At 70.6% G+C, this 20,385-nt stretch carries 20 protein-coding genes; 7 read left to right on the top strand and 13 right to left on the bottom strand.

All coding sequences use genetic code 11. From position 1 onward, the window contains the following. Window positions 1–22 precede the first annotated feature (22 nt). The 3 genes from R9Z33_RS10690 to dctP all read right to left on the bottom strand — a co-directional run bounded on the left by R9Z33_RS10690 (window position 23) and on the right by dctP (window position 2,961). Entirely contained in the window at window positions 23–1,300 is a 1,278-nt protein-coding gene (locus R9Z33_RS10690) for a TRAP transporter large permease (protein ID WP_318651281.1), read from the bottom strand. After that, a complete protein-coding gene (locus R9Z33_RS10695; protein ID WP_318651636.1) occupies window positions 1,297–1,887 on the bottom strand; it encodes a TRAP transporter small permease in 591 nt (196 codons plus the stop codon). Before R9Z33_RS10695 ends, R9Z33_RS10690 begins: the two co-directional genes overlap by 4 nt. Window positions 1,888–1,968: 81 nt before the next feature. Beyond that, window positions 1,969–2,961, bottom strand: a complete 993-nt coding sequence (gene dctP, locus R9Z33_RS10700) for a TRAP transporter substrate-binding protein DctP (protein ID WP_318651282.1) — start codon at window positions 2,959–2,961, stop codon at window positions 1,969–1,971. Between the two features lie 113 nt (window positions 2,962–3,074). On the opposite strand from dctP, the gene R9Z33_RS10705 reads away from it, so the two are divergent. The 7 genes from R9Z33_RS10705 (at window position 3,075) to R9Z33_RS10735 (ending at window position 12,504) form a co-directional block, all read left to right on the top strand. After that, the gene (locus tag R9Z33_RS10705) at window positions 3,075–4,553 is read left to right on the top strand and encodes an N-acyl-D-amino-acid deacylase family protein (protein ID WP_318651283.1); all 1,479 of its coding nucleotides are present in this window, start codon (window positions 3,075–3,077) and stop codon (window positions 4,551–4,553) included. Between the two features lie 29 nt (window positions 4,554–4,582). Further along, window positions 4,583–4,972, top strand: coding sequence for a hypothetical protein (locus R9Z33_RS10710; RefSeq protein ID WP_318651284.1), 390 nt, complete (start codon window positions 4,583–4,585; stop codon window positions 4,970–4,972). A 24-nt stretch (window positions 4,973–4,996) separates the two neighbouring features. Then, a complete protein-coding gene (locus tag R9Z33_RS10715) occupies window positions 4,997–6,607 on the top strand; it encodes a thiamine pyrophosphate-binding protein (protein ID WP_318651285.1) in 1,611 nt (536 codons plus the stop codon). Then, a complete protein-coding gene (locus R9Z33_RS10720) occupies window positions 6,597–7,310 on the top strand; it encodes a transporter substrate-binding domain-containing protein (protein ID WP_318651286.1) in 714 nt (237 codons plus the stop codon). The genes R9Z33_RS10715 and R9Z33_RS10720 overlap by 11 nt, the downstream gene beginning before the upstream one ends. Before the next feature lie 146 nt (window positions 7,311–7,456). After that, window positions 7,457–8,650, top strand: coding sequence for an efflux RND transporter periplasmic adaptor subunit (locus R9Z33_RS10725; protein ID WP_318651287.1), 1,194 nt, complete (start codon window positions 7,457–7,459; stop codon window positions 8,648–8,650). Window positions 8,651–8,659: 9 nt separating this feature from the next. Further along, a complete protein-coding gene (locus tag R9Z33_RS10730; RefSeq protein WP_318651288.1) occupies window positions 8,660–11,809 on the top strand; it encodes an efflux RND transporter permease subunit in 3,150 nt (1,049 codons plus the stop codon). A gap of 53 nt (window positions 11,810–11,862) precedes the next feature. Further along, window positions 11,863–12,504, top strand: coding sequence for a TetR/AcrR family transcriptional regulator (locus R9Z33_RS10735; RefSeq protein WP_318651289.1), 642 nt, complete (start codon window positions 11,863–11,865; stop codon window positions 12,502–12,504). Window positions 12,505–12,508: 4 nt separating this feature from the next. Here R9Z33_RS10735 and R9Z33_RS10740 read toward each other — a convergent pair whose 3' ends face one another. From R9Z33_RS10740 to R9Z33_RS10785, 10 genes are read right to left on the bottom strand one after another with little or no spacing between them, the layout of a single operon-like run. Then, window positions 12,509–13,060, bottom strand: a complete 552-nt coding sequence (locus R9Z33_RS10740; protein WP_318651290.1) for a VUT family protein — start codon at window positions 13,058–13,060, stop codon at window positions 12,509–12,511. Next, entirely contained in the window at window positions 13,038–13,736 is a 699-nt protein-coding gene (gene queC / locus R9Z33_RS10745; protein ID WP_318651291.1) for a 7-cyano-7-deazaguanine synthase QueC, read from the bottom strand. Before queC ends, R9Z33_RS10740 begins: the two co-directional genes overlap by 23 nt. Next, window positions 13,733–14,761 (bottom strand): tRNA epoxyqueuosine(34) reductase QueG, encoded by a 1,029-nt coding sequence (queG, locus tag R9Z33_RS10750; RefSeq protein WP_318651292.1) that lies wholly within the window; start codon window positions 14,759–14,761, stop codon window positions 13,733–13,735. The genes queC and queG overlap by 4 nt, the downstream gene beginning before the upstream one ends. Then, window positions 14,758–15,156 carry a RidA family protein gene (locus R9Z33_RS10755; RefSeq protein WP_318651293.1) on the bottom strand — a complete coding sequence of 133 codons (399 nt, stop codon included), beginning with the start codon at window positions 15,154–15,156 and terminating at the stop codon, window positions 14,758–14,760. The genes queG and R9Z33_RS10755 overlap by 4 nt, the downstream gene beginning before the upstream one ends. Continuing rightward, window positions 15,153–15,623, bottom strand: coding sequence for an acyl-CoA thioesterase (locus R9Z33_RS10760; RefSeq protein WP_318651294.1), 471 nt, complete (start codon window positions 15,621–15,623; stop codon window positions 15,153–15,155). The genes R9Z33_RS10755 and R9Z33_RS10760 overlap by 4 nt, the downstream gene beginning before the upstream one ends. Continuing rightward, window positions 15,620–17,182, bottom strand: a complete 1,563-nt coding sequence (locus tag R9Z33_RS10765) for an AMP-binding protein (RefSeq protein WP_318651295.1) — start codon at window positions 17,180–17,182, stop codon at window positions 15,620–15,622. Before R9Z33_RS10765 ends, R9Z33_RS10760 begins: the two co-directional genes overlap by 4 nt. A 2-nt stretch (window positions 17,183–17,184) precedes the next feature. Next, on the bottom strand, window positions 17,185–18,336 hold the full coding sequence (locus R9Z33_RS10770; protein WP_318651296.1) for an acyl-CoA dehydrogenase family protein: 1,152 nt from the start codon (window positions 18,334–18,336) through the stop codon (window positions 17,185–17,187). Next, entirely contained in the window at window positions 18,336–19,142 is an 807-nt protein-coding gene (locus tag R9Z33_RS10775; protein ID WP_318651297.1) for an enoyl-CoA hydratase family protein, read from the bottom strand. The genes R9Z33_RS10770 and R9Z33_RS10775 overlap by 1 nt, the downstream gene beginning before the upstream one ends. Then, window positions 19,139–19,621 carry a MarR family winged helix-turn-helix transcriptional regulator gene (locus tag R9Z33_RS10780; RefSeq protein WP_318651298.1) on the bottom strand — a complete coding sequence of 161 codons (483 nt, stop codon included), beginning with the start codon at window positions 19,619–19,621 and terminating at the stop codon, window positions 19,139–19,141. The genes R9Z33_RS10775 and R9Z33_RS10780 overlap by 4 nt, the downstream gene beginning before the upstream one ends. Further along, complete coding sequence (locus tag R9Z33_RS10785) at window positions 19,621–20,349, bottom strand: SDR family NAD(P)-dependent oxidoreductase (protein ID WP_318651299.1); 729 nt, start codon at window positions 20,347–20,349, stop codon at window positions 19,621–19,623. The genes R9Z33_RS10780 and R9Z33_RS10785 overlap by 1 nt, the downstream gene beginning before the upstream one ends. Window positions 20,350–20,385 lie beyond the last annotated feature (36 nt).

The following is a 20,385-nucleotide window of genomic DNA, read 5'->3' on the forward strand; positions in this document are numbered from 1 at the left end:
CATGGTCAGGTCAAGCTGCGCCTCACCGGAAGACCAGGTCGGGCAGGAACATCACGATGGCCGGCACATAGGTGATGACCATCAGGCAGGCGAAGATCACTCCGATGAAGATGGGCAGATAGCGCATCATCCGGTCGATGCTGGTGCCCGCCACCTGGGCGGCGGCGAAGAGGTTCACGCCGAAGGGCGGCGTGATCATCCCCATGGCCAGGTTCACCACCATCACCGTGCCGAAATGCACCTGGTTGATGCCCAGCCGCTCCGCCGCCTCGGCCAGGATCGGGGCGAGGACGATGATCGAGGCCGAGGTCTCGACGAACATGCCCACCACGAAGAGGAAGGCGTTCACGCCGAGCAGGTACCAGACCGGTGAATCGAAGGTCTGCACGATGAGTTCCGCCGCCGCATCCGGCACGCCCTGGCGGTTCAAGAGCCAGGAGAAGAGGCCGGCGCAGGCGATGATGAACATGATGACGGCCGAGCTGATCACCGACTTCTTGAAGATGGGGTAGAGGTCGCGCAGCGTGATCTCGCGGTGCAGGAACATGCCCACCAGCACGGCGTAGACCACCGCGATGACAGAGGCCTCGGTCGGCGTGGTGATGCCGCCATAGATGCCGCCCAGCACGACGAAGGGCATGAAGAGGGCGAAGCCCGCCTGCCGCGTGGCCGTCAGGAAGGGCAGGCGGCCCTCGCCGTCATTCTTCCCCCAGCCGGTGATGCGGCACCAGATCAGCACGGTCGCGATCAGCGCGCCGCCGATCAGCAGGCCGGGGCCGAAGCCCGCCATGAAGAGCTCGGGGATGCTGGTCTGCGTGGTGACGCCATAGAGGATCATCGGGATGGAGGGCGGGATGATGACGCCAAGCTCGGCCGCCGTCGCCATCAGCGCTGCCGCGAAGGCCACGGGATAGCCCGCCTTGATCAGGGCCGGGATCATCACCGCGCCGATCGCGAAGGTGGTGGCGACCGAGGAGCCCGAGATGGCCGCGAAGATCATGCAGGTGACGATGCAGGTGGCGGGCAGCCCGCCCTGGATGCCGCCCACGATGGATTTCGCGAAATCCACGAGGCGGCGGGAGATGCCGCCCACATCCATCAGGTTGCCGGCCAGGATGAAGAAGGGCACGGCGGCGAGCGGAAAGCGGTCCAGCGACACATAGAGCTGCTGCGCCGCCACGATCAGCGGGAAATTGGTGAAGCCCGCCACGCCGATGACGGCGACGATTCCGATGGCGACGGCGACCGGGATGCTGGCGGCGAACAGCACCAGCATCGCGGTGAGCATGAAGGAACTCATACCGCCATCTCCAGCTCTTCGGCCCGGCGGTCGAGGAATTGCCCGAGCGCGCCGAGCGCCGCGAAGGCCGCACCCAGCGGCAGCGCCGCATAGCCCCAGCTGATCGAGACCTCGAGGCCCGCCATTTCCTGGAACTTCACGCGCTCGGCCATGATCCAGCCGAACCAGAAGAGCACGCCCATGAGGGAGAGGTTGCCGGCCAGCACCGCCGCCTCGATCCCCCGCCGCAGCGCACCGCGCGAATAGCGGTGCGCCATGTCGATCGAGACGAGCGAGCCCGTGCGGATCGCGGCGGCGAGGCCGAGGAAGGCCATCCAGACCAGCGCCGTCCGCACCAGCGCCTCGGACCAGACGGAGGGGGTCTCGGTGGCGAAGCGGGCCACCACCTGCCAGAAACCGGCGAAGACCGCGACCAGCAGGGCGGCGATGGCGATGGCGGTGGCAATGCCGGTCGTGATGCGGTCGGCCGCCAGCACCGCGCGGCGGATTTGCGCATGCGGCCCATCGGCCCGCTGGCCGACCCAGAGGGCTGCGATGACCAGCAGGACGGTGCCGCCCAGCACGATAGCGAGCGGCGTGGCATTCATCGGATTCACGCGGGCGGTTCCCCCTCACGCAAAAGGCCGCGGGGGTTTCGCCCCGCGGCCAGGATCAAGATCCGCTCGGGCTTATTGCGCCGGGCGCCAGTCGCGGATGCGGCGCAGCGTGGCGGCGTCCATCGTCCGCTCCCACTCGGCGAAGGCCGGCGCCAGCGCCTCCTGGAAGGCGGCGGTGTTGACGGTGGTGATCACCGTCATGCCGCGGCGGCGCAGCTCTTCCACGCCGCTCGCCTCGTCGGCCGTCACGCGGGCGCGGTTGGCGGCCTGCGCGGCGCGGGCGGCGGTCATGAAATGCGCGCGGTCGGCGGCGTTCAGGCGCTGCGTGGTGCCCGGGTTGCAGATCATCACGGCCGGCGAATAGACGTGGTTGGTCAGCGTCATGTAGCGCTGCACCTGGTTCAGGTTGTTGGCCACGATCACCGAGATCGGGTTCTCCTGACCATCCACCGTGCCCTGCTGCAGCGCGGGCACGAGTTCGGAGAAGGCCATCGGCGTGGGCAGGGCGCCCAGCACGGAGAAGGCGCGCATATGCACCTGGTTCTCCATGGTGCGGACCTTCAGGCCGCGGATGTCGGCCGGCGTGTTCACGTCGCGGCGGGAATTGGTGAGGTGGCGGAAGCCGTTCTCGGTCCAGATCACGCCATGCAGGCCGCGGGCGTTGAAGCGCGCCAGCACCTGCTGGCCGATCTCGCTGTCCAGCACGCCGCGGGCATGGGCCGTGTCACGGAACAGGAAGGGCACGTCGAAAATGCGGACCTCGGGCACGAAATTGCCGACGGGGCCGGTCGAGGTGAAGGTGCAGTCGATGGTGCCGATCTGCACGCTCTCGATCATCTCGCGCTCGTTGTCGTTGCGCTGGATGACGATTCGGTAGCGGTTGTTGGTCAGCCGCTCGAAGGTCTCCTTGAAGGCGATCGGCCCGGCGCCGGTGTGGCTGTTGGGCGGCAGCGCGTGGTGGATCGTGATCTGCGTCTGCGCGAGGGCGGGGCCCGCCGCGACGAGCGTGGCGAGGCCTGCCAGCAGGGCCGAACGGCGGAAGAGGGTGGATGGTGACAGGGACATGTTTCTCTCCGGACTTTGTCTTTCGTGGATACGTTATTACTCTCGGGCCGCGCAACATGGCGTTTCAACGCGCTTTGTCCCATGATGAAAAAAATCGAGGTTGAGGAACCGGAATGACCCTGCGCTGTGACCTGGTGATTCGTGACGCCACCGTGCTGGACGGCACGGGCGCGCCCCGCTTCACCGCCGATGTGGCCGTCGAGGGCGACCGGATCGTGGCCGTGGGCGCCCTGGGCAGCGCCTCGGGCCGCGAGGAGGTGGAGGCGAAGGGCCTGGCGCTGGCGCCGGGCTTCATCGACGCGCACACCCATGACGACCGCGCCGTGGTCTGCGGCCCCGAATGCATGCACTGCAAGACGAGCCAGGGCGTGACCACCGTGGTCGTCGGCAATTGCGGCGTCTCCCTCGCGCCGCTGCGCCTGTCCAACCGCCCGCCGCCGCCGCTCGACCTGCTGGGCGATGAGAGCTGGTTCACGCTCGGCGGCTTCGGCGAATATGCCGAGGCGCTGGCCCGGAAGCCCACCTCGGTCAACACTTTCGCCTTCTGCGGCCACATGTCGCTCCGCGTCGAGGCCATGGCGGGCGATGTCTATCGCGCGGCCAATGACCGCGAGATCGCCCACATGCAGGAACGCCTGCGCGGCGCCCTGCGCGAGGGGGCGGGCGGCTTCTCCACCGGCCTCTACTACCCGCCCAATGCCCAGGCGCCGACCGAGGAGGTCATCGCCATCGCCGAAGTCCTGCGCGAGGAGGGCGGCCTCTACGCCACCCACATGCGCGACGAGGCGGATTTCGTGATGGAGAGCATCCGCGAGACGCTGCGCGTGGGCCGCGAGGCCGGCACGCCCGAGAAGCCGCTCGAGGTCGTCATCAGCCACCACAAATGCAGCATGAGCGAGAATTTCGGCCGCTCGCGCGATACGCTGGCCCTGATGGACCGGCTCGGCCAGGACCAGCCCGTGGCCTATGACGTCTATCCCTATCCGGCGGGCTCGACCGTGCTGATGCCGGACAAGCTGCGCCAGGACGTGCCGGTGCAGATCACCTGGTCCATCCCGCACCCCGAGATGGCGGGTCGCAACCTCGATGACATCGCGCAGGAATGGGGCGTCACGCGCCGCGCGGCGGCGGACCGGCTTCTGCCGGCGGGCGCCATCTCCTTCTCGATGGATGAGGCGGATGTGCGGCGCATCATGGCGCATCCCCGCGCGATGATCGGCAGCGACGGCATCCCGCACGACGCGAAGCCGCATCCGCGCCTCTGGGGCACCTTCCCGCGGGTGCTCGGCATGTATGCGCGCGACCTCGGCCTCTTCACGCTGGAGAGCGCGGTGCACAAGATGACGGGCCGCACGGCGCAGGTCTTCGGCCTGCCGGATCGCGGCGTGATCCGCGCCGGCGCCTTCGCCGATCTCGTGCTGTTCGACCCCGCCCGCGTGCGGGACAACGCGACCTATGCCGAGCCCATGCTGGTTTCGGACGGCATCGCGCAGGTCTGGTGCAACGGGGTTCGCACGCATGTGGAAGGCCAGGGGCCGGGCCATGCGGCGCCGGGGCGGTTCCTTGGGAATCCGCGGCGAAAAGCCGCCTGATGGCGGCACACCCGGAGGATTCGGCGGTCATGCAACCTGGCACCATCAAGCGGGCGGCGCTCGTGGCCGGGGTGATCCTCGCGGGGGTGGCCGGTGTCGCGGCGGTCTGGCCGGATCATCGCCCGGTGACGCCGCTCGAGATCTATCTGCGCCAGGGCACGCGCCACGCGACCGAGGCGCTGAAGCGTGAGGTGGACCAGCTTTCGCCGCGCGGGGCCGATCCCGGGCCCGCCATCCAGCGGCTGAACACGCTGGGCTTCAGCTGCGCGGCCCCGGCCGGCGCCACGGGCGAATGGAACTGCACCATGCGCCGGCCGATGGAGAACCGGCAGATGCTCTCCATGGAGGTGCTGCTGCGCGTGGACCGCGGCAACGTGACCGAGACGAGCGCCCGCATCTGGGAACAGGGCGCGCGCTGAACGCCACCAAAACGGAAACAAGCCTTGAAAACCGCTGCTGAACGCCTTGTCGCCTTCCTGGTCGAACATGGCATGGACCGGGCCTTCTGCGTCCCGGGTGAGAGCTACATCGCCCTGCTGGATGCGCTGCACGACGCGCCGTTGGACCTCGTCGTCTGCCGGCATGAGGGGGGCGCGGGCTTCGCCGCCATCGCCGATGCCAAGCTGACGGGCCGGCCCGGCGTGGTGCTGGTCAGCCGCGGGCCCGGCGCCTGCAACGCCGCCATCGCGCTGCACACGGCCGAGCAGGATGCGGTGCCGCTGATCCTGCTGATCGGCCAGGTGGAGGCGCGCGACCTGCGGCGCGATGCCTTCCAGGAGATCGACTATGGCCGCATGTTCGGCGGCTTCTGCAAATTCGTGGGCGAGGCGAGCCGCCCCGAGCAGGTGCCCGAGCTGATGGCCCGCGCCTACGCCGCCGCCATGCAGGGCGTGCCTGGCCCCGTCGTGCTCTCGCTGCCCGAGGATGTGCTGGCCATGGCGTGCGCGCCCGCGGCGCCCGCCATCACGCCGGCGCGCCCCGCGCTGCCCGCGCCCGCCGAGGTGGCCCGCATCTCCGACCTGCTGCACCAGGCGGAGCGGCCCATCCTGCTCGCCGGCCATGGCTTCGAGAGTGCCGAGGGCCGGGCCGCGCTGGCCCGCTTCGCCGCGCAATGGGAGGTGCCGGTCGCCGTCTCCTTCCGCCGGCAGGACCTCTTCGACAATGCGAGCCGCTTCTACGCGGGGGATCTTGGCCTTCGGAACCCCGACGCGCAGCGCGAAGCCTTCGCCGAGGCCGACCTCATCCTCGCCTTCGGCACGCGGCTGACCGATATCACGACGCAGGGCTATTCCTGGCCGGCCCCCGGCCAGCGCCTCGTGCATCTCTGCGCCGATCCCAAGCACCTGAACTGGCACTTCCCGGCCGAGGTCGCGACCACGGCCGATCCGGTGGCGCTGATGACCGTGCTGGGCGCGCCGGGCCGGCGCCCGCCGCGCGGCGAATGGATCGCCCGGCTGCGCGCGCTGCATGTGGCCGATTGCAAGGTGACGCCGCGCGACTGGCAGGATGGCCTGGCCTTCGCCGAGGTCGCGCAGGTGGTGCATGCGGCGCTGCCGGCGGATGGCATCATCACGCTGGATGCCGGCACCTTCGGCGCGCCCTTCTACCGCAAGGCGGTGTGGCGGCCGGGGCAGCGGCTGCTGGCGCCGGTCTCGGGCGCCATGGGCTTCGGCGTGCCGGCCGCCGTCGCGGCCCTGCTGCGCGAGCCCGGCCGCACGGTGGTCTGCGGCGTGGGCGATGGCGGCATCCTGATGACGGGGGGCGAGATGGCGGTGGCGCTGGAGCGGCAATTGCCCATCAAGCTGCTGCTCTCGGAGAATCTTGGCTACGCCTCCATCCGCATCCATCAGGAGCGGCAGCACCCGGGGCGGGTCAGCGGCACCATGTTCGCCAATCCAGACTTCGCGCATTGGGCCCAGGCCTTCGGCCTGCCGGTCACGCGGGTGAACACGCGGGCCGATTTCGACGCGATGCGCGCGGCCATCGCGGCCCCAGGCCCGGCGGCGATCCTGGTGAAGACCTCCATGCAGGCGGTGCTGCCCCATGTCGCCTGAGGTGCGCGCCCAACTGGCGCCGACCGGCGTGCTGCGCGCCGCCATCAACATGAGCAACTTCCTGCTCGTCACCGGGCGCGGGCCGGAGGGCGAGCCGGACGGCGTCTCGCCCGGCATGGCGCGCGCCATCGCCGAGCGCCTGGGCGTGCCCGTGCACTACATGCCCTTCCCGCGGCCGGGCGAGCTGGCCGACGCGGTGGGGCAATGGGATATCGGCCTGATCGGCGCCGAGCCGCAGCGGGCCGAGAAGATCGCCTTCACGCCGGCCTATGCGGAGATCGAGGCCACCTACCTGGTGCGCGGCGACAGCCCCATCACCGCGCTGGACCAGGTGGACCGGCCGGGTATCCGCATCGCGGTGACGGCGCGCGCGGCCTATGACCTCTGGCTCGCCCGCAACATCCACCAGGCGGAGCTGGTGCGGGCGGAGAGCCTGGACGGCGCCTTCGACATCTTCCGCCGTGATGGGCTGGAGGTGCTGGCCGGCCTCAAGCCGCGGCTGCTCACCGATGCCGAGGCCCTGCCTGGGGCGCGCATCCTGCCCGGCAACTTCACCACGGTGCAGCAGGCCATTGGCACGGCCCGCGCCAACACCGCCGCCGCCGCCTGGCTCGCGGCGTTCGTCGCGGAGGCCAAGGCCGGTGGGCTGGTCGCCGCGCTGATCGAGAAGCACCGGGTGCGGGGGCTGTCCGTCGCGCGCTGAGGCCGGCCCATCCCGCAGGCAGGCTGCCCGGAAAAGCCGCGAACACCGCGCGGGTTTGGTTGCGCGGCCCAAAGAACATGCCAGGTGACATTGACAATGTTTGGAAACCCACCAGTTTCTGTAACCAGTTTCCCTGGGTGACCGACATGACGCCTGTGACCGTGCCTGCTGCCGCCTCGTCCTCCCGCCTCGCCCATTTCTGGGCGGGGGCGCTGCCTGCCGCGGCCCTCGCCCTGCTGCTGGCCGGTTGCGACGAGCCCCGGGCCGCCCAGGCCCCCGCCCAGCCGCCGCCGCCCGTCGCCGTCACGGTGGTGACGTTGGAGCGCAAGGAGATCCCGATCACCTCCGTGCTGCCGGGCCGGACCGCGCCGCTGCGCGTGGCCGAAATCCGGCCGCAGGTGGGCGGGCTGCTGCGCGAGCGCCTGTTCACCGAGGGCGAGTCCGTCGTCGCCGGCCAGTCCCTCTTCCAGATCGATCCCGCGCCCTTCGAGGCGGCGGTCCGCCGGGCCGAGGCGGCGCTGACCCGCATGGAGGCGGCGGAGCGCGTGGCGCAGAGCACGGTGAACCGCCTCCGCACGCTGGCGCGCTCCCAGGTGGTGAGCGAGCAGAACCTGGAGAATGCCGAGACCACGCTGCGCCAGGCGCAGGCCGACCTGGTCTCGCTGCGGGCGGCGCTGGAGACGGCGCGGATCGACCTCAACTACACCCGCGTGGCCTCTCCCATCTCGGGCCGCACGGGGCGCTCCACCGTCACGCCGGGCGCGCTGGTCACCGCCAACCAGCCGACCGCGCTGGTCACCGTGGCGCAGCTCGACCCCATCCTGGTGGACCTGACGCAGCCCAGCGCCGCCCTCTTGCAGCAGCGTCGCGACGTGGAGAGCGGCGCGCTGCGGCGCCCCTCGGCCGACCGCGCGACGGCGCGTCTCATCCTGGAGGATGGCTCGGAATACCCGCATCCGGGCGAGGTCCAGTTCTCCGAGGTGATCGTGGACCAGGGCACCGGCTCGGTGACGATGCGGGCGGTGTTTCCAAACCCGAACCAGCTGCTGCTGCCCGGCATGTTCATCCGCGCCCGGGTCGAGGAGGGGGTGACGGACCGCGCGCTCCTCGTGCCGCAGCGCGCCGTGCTGCGCACCCCGCGCGGCGAGCCCATGGCCTTCGTGGTGAATGCGGAGGGTGTGGTGGAAAGCCGCGTGCTGCGCGCCAACCGCGCCTTCGGCAATGACTGGATGGTGACGGCGGGGCTGAACCCCGGCGACCGCGTGGTGGTGGAGGGGCTGCAACGCATCCGCCCCGGCACCCGCGTGCGCGCGACCGAGCGCGGCGCGGCGGCGAGCTAGGCCCGCGCCATGGCCCGCTTCTTCATTGATCGCCCGGTCTTCGCCTGGGTCATCGCCATCGGCATCATGCTGGCGGGCGCGCTGGCGTTGCGCGGCATGGCCGTCTCGCAATACCCGGCCATCGCGCCGCCCACCATCGCGATCAACGTGACCTTCCCCGGCGCCTCGGCCGAGACGGTGCAGGCGACGGTGGTGCAGGTGATCGAGCAACAGCTCACCGGCATCGACAACCTGCTCTTCTTCGACAGCCAGACGACGAAGGACGGCCAGGCGCGCATCCAGCTCACCTTCGCGCCCGGCACCAATGCCGATACGGCGCAGGTGCAGGTGCAGAACCGCGTGCAGCTCGCCGTCCCCCGCCTGCCGCAGACGGTGCAGCAGCAGGGCCTCCGCGTCGTGAAGTCCGCCGGGAACTGGATGCTGATCGTGGGCTTCTACACCACCGATGGCAGCATGGAGCGCCTCGACATCACCGACTTCCTGGCGGCGAATGTCCAGGACCCGATCAGCCGCACGCCGGGCGTGGGCGATTTCCAGGTCTTCGGCGCGCAATTCGCCATGCGGATCTGGCTCGATCCCGCCAAGCTGATCAATTTCGGCCTGACACCCTCCGATGTCGCGGCCGCCGTGCGCGCGCAGAACGTCCAGGTCTCGAGCGGCGAGATGGGGGGGCTGCCCGCCGTGCCGGGCCAGCAGCTCAACGCCACCATCATCGGCCCCTCCTACCTGCAGACCGTCGAGGAGTTCGGCGCCATCCTGATGCGCGTGCGCCCCGATGGCTCCCAGGTGCGGCTGCGCGACGTGGCGCGGCTTGAGATCGGCGGCGAGAACTACGCCATCTCCACCCAGCTCGATGGCCGCATCTCCAGCGGCATCGGTATCCGGCTCGCCAGCGGCGCCAACGCGCTGGATACGGCGGCGGCAGTTCGGGCCACGATCGACCGCCTGCGCCCGAGCTTCCCGCCCGGCCTCGAGGTCACCTATCTGCAGGACACGACGCCCTTCGTGCAGCGCTCCATCAAGAGCGTGATCATGACGCTGATCGAGGCGGTGGCCCTCGTCTTCCTCGTCATGCTCCTCTTCCTGCAGAACCTGCGGGCGACCCTGATCCCGACCATGGCCATCCCCGTGGTGCTGCTCGGAACCTTCGCGGTGCTCTCGGCGCTGGGCTTCAGCATCAACACGCTCACCCTGTTCGGCATCGTGCTCGCCATCGGCCTGCTGGTGGATGACGCCATCGTGGTGGTCGAGAACGTCGAGCGGGTGATGGCGGAGGAGCACCTCTCGCCCCTCGAGGCCACGCGCAAATCCATGGACCAGATCACCGGCGCGCTGATCGGCATCGGCCTCGTGCTCTCGGCGGTCTTCCTGCCCATGGCCTTCTTCGGCGGCTCGGTCGGCGTGATCTACCGGCAGTTCTCGGTGACCATCGCGACGGCCATGGCGCTCTCCGTGCTGGTCGCGATCTTCTTCACGCCGGTGCTCTGCGCCACCATGCTGAAGCCGCACAAGCCGGGGCAGGGCACGCGCGGCTTCTACGGCTGGTTCAACCGCGGCTTCGACCGCACGACCAATGGCTATCTCTGGGGCGTGCGCGCCAGCCTCCGCCGCCCCGCGCGCATGATGATGGTCTATGCGGCGCTGCTCGGCGCGCTGGGCTATTCCTTCCTGCGCCTGCCCGGCGGCTTCCTGCCGAACGAGGACCAGGGCATCGCCTTCGTCCAGGTCACGGCCCCCCCGGGCGCCACGGCCGACCGCACGCAGCGCGCGCTGGACGATGTCGGCCGCTACCTGCGGGAGGAGGAGGCCGGCGTGGTGGATAGTCTCTTCGCCATCAACGGCTTCAGCTTCGGCGGGCGCGGGCAGGCCTCCGGCCTCGGCTTCATCACCCTGAAGGATTGGGATTTGCGGCCGGGCCGCGAGAATTCGGTGGGGGCGCTGACCGAACGCATCAACCGCCGCTTCGGCACCTATCAGGATGCGCTGATCATCGCCTCCTCGCCGCCCGCCATTCGCGAGCTGGGCAATGCCACCGGCTTCTCCTTCCAGCTGCTGGATCGCGGCGCGCAGGGCCACCAGGCGCTGATGGAGGCACGGGACCAGCTGCTGCGCCTGGCGCAGGCCAGCCCCATCCTCTCCCGCGTCCGCGCCAACGGGTTGAATGACGAGGCGCAGTTCCGCCTCATCATCGACTGGGAGCGAGCGAGCGCGCTCGGCCTCACCATCTCCGAGATCAACCAGACGCTCTCCACCGCCTGGGGCGCCACCTACGTCAATGACTTCATGGATCGCGGGCGCATCAAGCGCGTCTTCATGCAGGGCCAGCCGGAGGCGCGGATGGTGCCCTCCGACCTCGACAAATGGTATGTCCGCAACGCGCAGGGGCAGATGGTGCCCTTCTCCGCCTTCGGCCGGGCGGAATGGCAGTTCGGCTCGCCACGGCTCGAGCGCTTCAACGGCATCCCCTCGCGCGAGATCCAGGGCGGGCCTGCGCCGGGCTACACCACCGGCCAGGCGATGGAGGAGATGGAGCGGCTGATGCAGCAGCTCCCGCCCGGCTTCGCGCATGAATGGAGCGGCATCTCCTTCCAGGAGCGTCAATCCTCCGGCCAGGCGCCGGCCCTCTATGCGATCTCGCTCATCGTGGTCTTCCTGTGCCTCGCGGCCCTGTATGAGAGCTGGTCCATCCCCACGGCCGTGATGCTGGCCGTGCCGCTCGGCGTGCTGGGCGCGGTGCTCGCCTCGCTGATGAAGGGCATGGCGAACGACGTGTATTTCCAGGTGGGGTTGCTGGCGACCATCGGACTCACCGCCAAGAACGCCATCCTCATCGTGGAATTCGCGCGCGAGGGGTATGACCGCGGCCTCTCGCTGGCCGAGGCCGCGACGGAGGCGGCGCGGCAGCGCCTGCGCCCGATCATCATGACCTCGCTCGCCTTCACCCTGGGCGTCGTGCCGCTGGCGATCTCCAGCGGCGCGGGCTCGGGCGCGCAGAATGCCATCGGCGTCGGCGTGATCGGCGGCGTGGTCGCGGGCACGGTGCTGGCGGTGCTCTTCGTGCCGCTCTTCTTCGTGCTGGTGCTGCGCCTGTTCCGCACGCGCTCGGCCGTCGAGAAGGCCGCGCCCGCCGCGGCGCCGAAGACGGCCCCGGCGGAGTAGGCCCGGTGAGCATGGACATGGCCGCCGCACGCTGCAGGCCCGGGCCCAGCCCCATGCCGGAAGGGGCGCGGCGGCAGGCGCTGATGGAGGCGGCGGCGGCCGTCTTCATCCGGGACGGCTATGCCGCGGCCAGCATGGACCGCGTGGCGCAGGAGGCGGGCATGTCGAAGCGCACGCTCTACCGCCTCTTCCCGTCCAAGGCCGCGCTCTTCGAGGCGACGATCCACGACTCGCTGATCCCCGCCCACATGGACCCCGAGCTGGCGCGGGAGCCGGAGCTGCACACCGCGCTCGCGCGCATGCTGGAGGCGGCGGGGCGGCACCTGCTGGCGCTGCGGCCCGTCGGCATCTTTCGCCTGGTGATCGCCGAACAGGGGCGCACGCCCGAGCTGGCCGAGACGTTCCACCGCGTGCTGGTCCGCCGCGGCGCCACCGCCCTGCAGCGCCAGATCGGGCTGGAGATGGAGCGCGGCCGCCTCCGGCCCGGGGATGCGGAGGCGACGGGCCGGATGCTCTACGGCATGGCCTTCGGCTCGATGCAGATCCGCCTGCTGCTGGGCCTGCGCGAGGTGCCGGCGGCGGAGGAGGTCGCCACCCTGGCGCGGGAGGCGGTGGACATCTTCCTGAATGGCATGCGGCGCGAGGAGACCCGGCTGCAGGTCAGCCCCGCGCGGCTGGCCGTGGCGGCCGGCTGACGCCTCAGGCGAGGCCGAGCCGCGCGTCCCGCCGGCGCAGCAGCGCCACGATGGGCAGGGCCAGCAGCACCATCCAGGCCTTCCCGATCACCTGGCCCGAGAGGTAGTCCAGGCTGCCGAAGGCGAGCCAGAGGAAGATCACGCTGTCCACCACCAGCCCGACCAGGGAGGAGGCGGCGACGGCCAGCACCAGGCCCCGCTTCTGCAGCGGCGTGTAGATGCCAAGGTCCACCAGCTCCGAGAGCAGGAAGGCGACGGTGGAGGCGATCACCAGCGCCGGCGGCGCGATGGAGGCCGAGAGCACGGCACCGAGCGCGATGGCCCCCAGCGCCCAATTCATGCCGAGCCGCCGCTGCACCAGGTCCCGCAGGACGAGGGCGAGGCCGATCATCAGCACGCCCGAAGGCGCCATGATGCCGGGGGCGACCGGGATCAGGCAGGGGCCATTGGGCACGCAGACCGTGCCGGCATTGCCGATCAGCCAATTGGCGGCGGGGACGCAGAGGGCGAAGCCGAGGAGGAAGGCCAGGCCTTCAATGCGGGTGCGGGTCATCATGGGCGCCCGCATAGGCTGCCCAGCCCCGGGCGCGCAAGTCGCAAGCGGGACATTCGCCGCAGCCATGGCCCCAGGGGTGCAGCACCGCACGCTCGCCCCTGTAGCAGGAATGGCTCTCCACGCGGATCAGCTCGACCAGGGCGGGCCCGCCCAGGCGCTCGGCCAGGCGCCAGGTCGCGGCCTTGTCGCGCCACATGAGCGGCGTGTGGAGCACGAGGCGGGTCGCCATGCCCAGGTTGATGGCGGCCTGCAGCGCCTTGATCGTGTCGTCCCGGCAATCGGGGTAGCCGGAGTAATCCGTCTCGCACATGCCGGCCACGATGTGGCGCAGGCCCCGGCGATAGGCCAGCGCGGCGGCGAAGGTCAGGAAGATCAGGTTGCGGCCGGGGACGAAGGTGTTGGGCAACCCATCCTCGCGCAGCGCGATCTCGGCGTCGCGGGTCAGCGCCGTCTCGCTGAGGGCGCCCAGCACGCCGAGGTCGAGCGTGTGGTCCGGCCCGAGCCTGGGCGAGGCCATTCCGGCCCGCAGCGCCTCCCGGCAGGTGAGCTCCACCGCGTGGCGCTGGCGGTAGTCGAAGCCGAGCGTCTCGACATGGGGAAAGCGGTCCAGCGCCCAGGCCAGGCAGGTGGCGGAATCCTGGCCGCCGGAAAACAGGACAAGCGCGCCGTCGCTCATGGGTCGAGTTGCTCCAGGGCCCAGCGGGCGGCCTCGGCCACCACGGGGTCGCCATCCTCGCACAACCGGCGCGCCACGGGCAGGAGGGCGGCGTCGCCGCTGTTGCCGATGGCGATCAGCACGTTGCGGGTGAAGCGGTTGCGGCCGATGCGCTTGATGGGGGAGCCGGCGAACCGCGCGCGGAAGGCCGCGTCATCCAGCGTGGCGAGTTCGGCGAGCGGTGGCGCCACCTCGCCGCGCGGGGCGAATTGGAGTTCGGCCGCGGCGCGCGCGAATTTGTTCCAGGGGCAGACGGCCAGGCAATCGTCGCAGCCATAGATGCGGTTGCCCATGGCGCGGCGGAATTCCAGCGGAATGGGGCCGTGATGCTCGATCGTCAGGTAGGAGATGCAGCGCCGCGCATCCAGCCGGTAGGGGGCCGGGAAGGCGTCTGTGGGGCAGGCATCCAGGCAGGCGCGGCAGGAGCCGCAATGGTCGGCCTCCGGCGCATCGGGTTCCAGCGCCAGCGTCGTGTAGATCTCGCCCAGGAAGAGCCAGGAGCCATGCGTGCGGCTGACGAGGTTCGTGTGCTTGCCCTGCCAGCCCAGGCCCGCCTGCGCGGCCAGCGGCTTTTCCATCACGGGCGCCGTGTCCACGAAGACCTTGAGCGCGCCGCCCTTGAAGCGGCGCGCCATCCATTGCCCGAGCGCCTTCAGGCGCTTCTTCACCACATCGTGGTAGTCGCGCCCCTGGGCATAGGCGCTGATGGTGGCGCGGCTGCGATGCTCCAGGCTCGCCAGCGGGTCGTAATCCGGGCCGTAGTTGAGGCCGAGGGCGATGATGCTGACCGCTTCGGGCCAGAGGGCACGGGGCTGGGCGCGCTGCTCGCGCCGGGTCTCCATCCAGGCCATGGCGCCATGCGCGCCGGCCTCCACGAAGGCATCGAGCCGCGCCCGGGCGGATTCGGGCAGCAGGGCCTCGGTGAAGCGGACGGCGTCGAAGCCGAGCGCGAGGGCTTCCTGACGAATGGCCTCGGTGGGGCTCACCCCTGGGGCAGGATGGCCGTCGCCTCGATCTCGACCTTGGCCTCCTCCTCCACCAGGGCGCCGACCTGCACCAGCGTCATCGCAGGGAAGTGGCGGCCCATCACGGCGCGATAGGCGGGGCCGAGTTCGGCGAGGCTCGCGCGGTATTCGCCGATATCGGTGACATACCAGGTGAGGCGGGCAATGTGCTCGGGCTTGCCGCCGGCCTCGGCGAGCACGGCGACGATGTTGGCGAGCGCCTGGCGCACCTGTGGCACGAAGCCCTCGGCGAAGCGGCCGGCCGCATCCCAGCCGATCTGGCCGCCGATGACGACGAGGCGCCCTTCGCCCATCAGGCCATTCGCATAGCCCTTGGGGGCGGGCCAGCCCTTGGGTTGCAGGTTGATCAGGCTCATGGGGTGAGGCTTTCGCAGGCGGCGGCGTAGCGCGCAAGGGCGGCGCGCAGATCCTCCGGAATGGGCTTGGGGCGGGCGGTGTCGAGATCCGTCGTCGCATTCACGAAGCGGAAGCGGACCAGTTCCGTCTCGCCCTTGTGGGCGTGCAGCGTGGTGGCGTAGGAGGCGCCGCCGATGCGCGTCACCAGCGGCGTGAAAACCACGTGATCGCCCATGCGGCCGGGCGCGAACCAATCGGCCTCGGCATGGACGAAGCCGGTGCCGGTGCGGCGCGGGCCATGGATGTGGTGGAAATCGAGCTGGAGGGTGAGTTCGAAGAAATCCTCGATGGCGGCGTTGGCCAGCGTGAACCAGGCGCCGAAGAAGGCGATGCCGGCCGGGTCGCAGTCGGAGAAGCGGATGCGGCCGGGGATGCGCGCGCTCGCTGCGGGCAGCAAGGCGGCCGGGATGGGTGCCGGGCGGGTCATGGCTGCCTGAGCGCGAAGCGCTGCAGCTTGCCGGTGCCGGTGCGCGGCAGGCTCTGCGCGAAGACCACGCGGCGGGGGTATTTGTAGGGCGCGATGGTCGCCTTCACATGCTCCTGCAGCGCGAGGCGCATCGCGTCATCCGGCGCGAAGCCGTCATGCAGCACCACATGGGCCGTCACCAGCATGCCGCGCTCCGCATCGGGGGTGCCGACCACGCCGCACTCCCGCACGGCGGGGTGGGTCAGCAACGCGGCTTCCACCTCCGGCCCCGCGATGTTGTAGCCTGAGGAGATGATCATGTCGTCGCTGCGGGCCTGATACCAGAAATAGCCGTCCTCATCCTGGATGTAGGTGTCGCCGGTGATGTTCCAGCCATCCTGCACGTATTTGCGCTGGCGCGCATCGGCCAGGTAGCGGCAGCCTGTCGGCCCGCGCACGGCCAGCCGCCCGGGCGTGCCGCGCGGCACCTCGCGCCCCGCTTCGTCGATCACCCGTGCCTCATAGCCGGGCACCACGAGGCCGGTGCTGCCCGGGCGGATCTTCTCCTCGGGTGCCGCGATGAAGATGTGCAGCATCTCGGTTGCGCCGATGCCGTCCATGAGCTTCAGGCCCGTCTTTTCCTGCCAGAGGTCGAAGATCGGCTTGGGCAGCGATTCTCCGGCCGAGACGCATTTCCGCAGGGCGCTGATGTCCTGCCCCGCCACATGCGCCGCCATGGCGCGATAGGCGGTGGGGGCGGTGAAGCAGATGGTGGCGCGATGGGCGATGATGGCGCGCAGCAGATCCTCAGGCCCCGCGCGCTCCAGCAGGATCGCGGTGGCCCCGACGCGGAAGGGAAAGAGGACGAGGCCGCCCAGGCCGAAGGTGAAGGCGAGCGGGGGAGAGCCGATGAAGCGGTCCTCCGCATGCGGCTTCAGCACTTGCGCGGAATAGGCATCGCAGATGGCCAGCATGTCCCGGTGGAAATGCATGGTGCCCTTGGGCTCGCCCGTGGTGCCGGAGGTGAAGCCGATCAGGCAGGTCTCGTCCGCCGCGCTGTCATGCGCGGTGAAGGCGTCGCTGGCGGCGGCGCAGCGGGCTTCCAGCGCGCCATCGCCCCAGGTGAGGATGTGGCGCAGCTCGGGCGCCTCGGCGCGTTGCAATTCCTCGACCAGCCGCGCATCGCAGAGCGCGTGGGTGATACGCGCCTTGCGGGCGATCTCGCCGATCTCCTTCGCGCGCAGCAGCGGCATGGTGGCGACGACGATGCCGCCCGCCTTCAGCACGGCGAAATAGGCCGCGACCATCCAGGCATTGTTGGCTGAGCGCAGCAGCACGCGGTTACCGGGGACCAGGCCCAGCTCGCCCACCAGCACATTGGCGATGCGGTTCACGCGCGCGGCGAGTTCGCCGTAGGTCAGCGTTTCGGCGGGCGTGACGATGGCGGGGTGGTCGGCCCGGGTGGCGAGGTTGCGGTCCAGCAGCTCGACGGCGCAGTTGAGGCGCTCGGGGTAGGGGAGGAGGCGGAATTCGGGCCACTCGCCTTGGGGCGGCAGGTTGTCGGCCGCGAAGCTGTCCATGCTCACATCCTCTCCCGCTCGGCGCGCGCGATGATGACGCGCTGGATCTCGGAGGCGCCCTCATAGACGCGCAGCGCGCGCACCTCGCGCGTCAGCAATTCGGGCGCGGAATCGGTGACGACGCCCTGGCCGCCATGCAGCTGCGCGCAGGCATCGGCGATGCGGCCGGCGGCCTCGGTCGCGTGCAGCTTGGCCATGCTGGCCTCGCGGCTGACGCGCGGCGTGCCCTGATCCTTCAGCCAGGCGGCGCGATAGGTGAGCAGCGCGGCAGCTTCGACATCCACCGCGGCATCGGCGATGGCGGCCTGGGTCATCTGCTGGTCGAAGAGCGGCGCGCCGAAAAGCTTGCGCGTGGTGGCGCGGTGCAGCAGCAGGTCGAGCCCCCGCCGCGCGAAGCCCAGCGCGGCGGCGCCGACGGTGGCGCGAAACACATCCAGCGTCGCCATCGCGATCTTGAACCCATCGCCCGGCGCGCCGATGCGGTGCGCATCCGGCACGCGCACGCCCTCGAAGCGCAGCCGCGCCAGCGGATGCGGCGCCGAGACCTGGATGCGCTCGGCGGTGACAAGGCCCGGCGCGCCGCCCGGCACCCAGAAGGCCGTGAGGCCGCGGGCGCCCGGCGCTTCACCCGTGCGGGCAAAGACGACATGGCTGCCGGCGATGCCGCCATTGCTGATCCAGGTCTTCTCCCCCTCAATCCGCCAATGCGCGTTGCCGTCCCGCGTGGCCGTCGTGGCCAGCGCGGCGACGTCGCTGCCGGCCTCGGGTTCGGAAAGGGCGAAGGCGGCGAGCGTGGTGCCGGCACGCACGCCGGGCAGCACCAGCCGCTTCAGTTCCTCGCTGCCGAAAAGGGTGATGGGCCCGGTGCCCAGCCCCTGCATGGCGAAGGCGAAATCCGCCAGGCCCGAATGCCGCGCCAGGATCTCGCGCGCGAGGCACAGGCTGCGGACGTCCAGCGCGCCGGATTCCGGGACGGCCATGCGCAGCAGATCAGACTCGCCCAGGGCGCGGGCCAGGGCGCGGGTGCTGCCATCGGCGTCATGATGCTCTGTCAGGCGATCGGCGTTCGCCACCGCCCAGGCCTCGACCTCGGCCGCGAATTCGCGGTGGCGCGCTTCGAAGAAGGGCCAGTCGAGGAAGCTCGTATCGGCCATCAGTCGCCCTGGAACACGGGCGTCTGCTTCGCCGCGAAGGCCTCATAGGCGCGGCGGAAATCCTGGGTGGTCATGCAGAGCGCCTGGGCCACCGCCTCGGCCTCGATGGCCTGCTCCACGCCCATCGCCCACTCCATGGCGAGCATGCGCTTCGTCATCCCATGGGCGAAGCCGGGGCCGGCGGCGATCTCGGCGGCGAGGGCTGCCGCGTCCTCGGCGAGGTTCTCGGTCAGGCGGTTGAAGAAGCCCCAGCGTTCGCCCTCCTCGGCCCGCATGGCGCGGCCCGTGAAGAGCAACTCGCTCGCGCGCCCCTGGCCGATGATGCGCGGCAGGATGGCGCAGGCGCCCATGTCGCAGCCGGCCAGCCCCACGCGGTTGAACAGGAAGGCGACGCGGGCGCGGGGGGTGGCGAGGCGGATGTCGCTCGCCATGGCGATGATGGCGCCGGCGCCGGCCGCCACGCCATCCACCGCGGCGATGATGGGCTGCGGGCAGGCGCGCATGGCCTTCACCAGATCGCCGGTCATGGCGGTGAAACGCATCAGCCCCTTGGTATCGCGCTCCAGCAGCGGGCCGATGATCTCATGCACGTCGCCACCCGAGCAGAAATTGCCGCCCGCGCCGGTGACGACGAAGACCTTGGCCGCGTCATCCTCGGCGCCGGCGCGGAAGATGCGGACCAGCTCGGCATAGCTCTCGAAGGTCAGCGGGTTCTTCCGCTCCGGCCGGTTGAGCGTGAGGGTGATGACGCCGCCCGCCTCGGTCAGTTGCAGATGCTGGGGCACGTAGCGGGCGAGGGGCGTCATGGCGGGTCGAGGCTTTCGCGGATGGAGGATTTGGCCCGGCCGAGCAGGCGGTGCAGTTCGGCGCGTTCGGCTGTGGTGAGGTCGCCCAGGAGCTCCGCGATCCAGCCCTCATGCGCGCGGGACTGGCGGGCGAATTCGCGCGCGCCCTTGGCGGTGAGGCGCAGGCGGAAGGCGCGGCGATCCTCGGCATCCAGGCGGCGCTCGATCAGCCCCTCGGCCTCCAGCCGCGTGGCGAGGCCGGTGACATTGCCGTTGCTCACCATCATCCGGCGCGAGACATCGCCGAGCGTCAGCCCCTCGCCATTGCGGTCAAGGGCCGCCAACAGGTCGAAGCGGGGGAGGGTGGTGGCGAATTCCTCGCGCAGGCGGCGGCGGATCTCGGTCTCGATCAGCGTCGCGCAGGTGAGCAGGCGCAGCCAGAGGCGCAGCGAGTCCTTGGTGCCGGGCGGCGCATGGGCGAGTTGCGTCTCGGCATCCATCAGACCTCACCCCCGCTGACGGGCAGCGCCGCGCCATGGATGCCGTGGGCGGCGGCGGTGCAGAGAAAGACGGTGAGGGCCGCGATCTCCTCCGGCTGCAGCAGGCGGCCCTGGGGGTTGTGCTTCGCCAGTTCCGCGCGGGCGGCGGCCTCGTCCATGCCGGTCTTGTGCTGGATCACGGCCAGGCTTTCGGCCAGCAGCGGCGTCTCGGTGAAGCCGGGGCAGATGGCGTTCACCGTCACACCCTTGGCCGCGACCTCCAGCGCCAACGCGCGGGTGAAACCCAGCAGCGCGTGCTTGGCCGCGACATAGGGCGCCACATAGGCATAGCCCTTGAGCGCGGCCGTGGAGGCGATGTTGATGATGCGCCCCCGTCGCGCCGCCAACATGCCGGGCAGCACCGCGCGGGAGAGCGCGACCGCGGACATTACATTGGTCTCGAAGGCCGCGCGGAAATCGGCGTCGCTGGTCTTCAGAAAGGGGGCGCTGACGGCGGCGCCTGCGGCATTCACCAGGATGCTGACATCGGGCAGGGCGGGGGGCGCCATCGCATCGCCGGGCAGGGCGGCATCGGCCTCGCCGCGCGCCACCGCCGTCTGCAGCAGCTCGGCGCGTCGGCCCAGGATCGTCACATGCGCGCCGGCGGCCTTGAGCGCGCGGGCGCAGGCCAGGCCGATGCCCGTGCCGCCGCCGCTCACCAAGGCGTGCTGTCCTGCCAGCTCCTGCATGTTTTAAGCTTAAAGCATTGCGGGGCGCCTCCCTTC

Origin of the sequence: Sediminicoccus rosea (genome assembly GCF_033547095.1) — a bacterium.
Taxonomy (GTDB): domain Bacteria; phylum Pseudomonadota; class Alphaproteobacteria; order Acetobacterales; family Acetobacteraceae; genus Roseococcus; species Roseococcus rosea.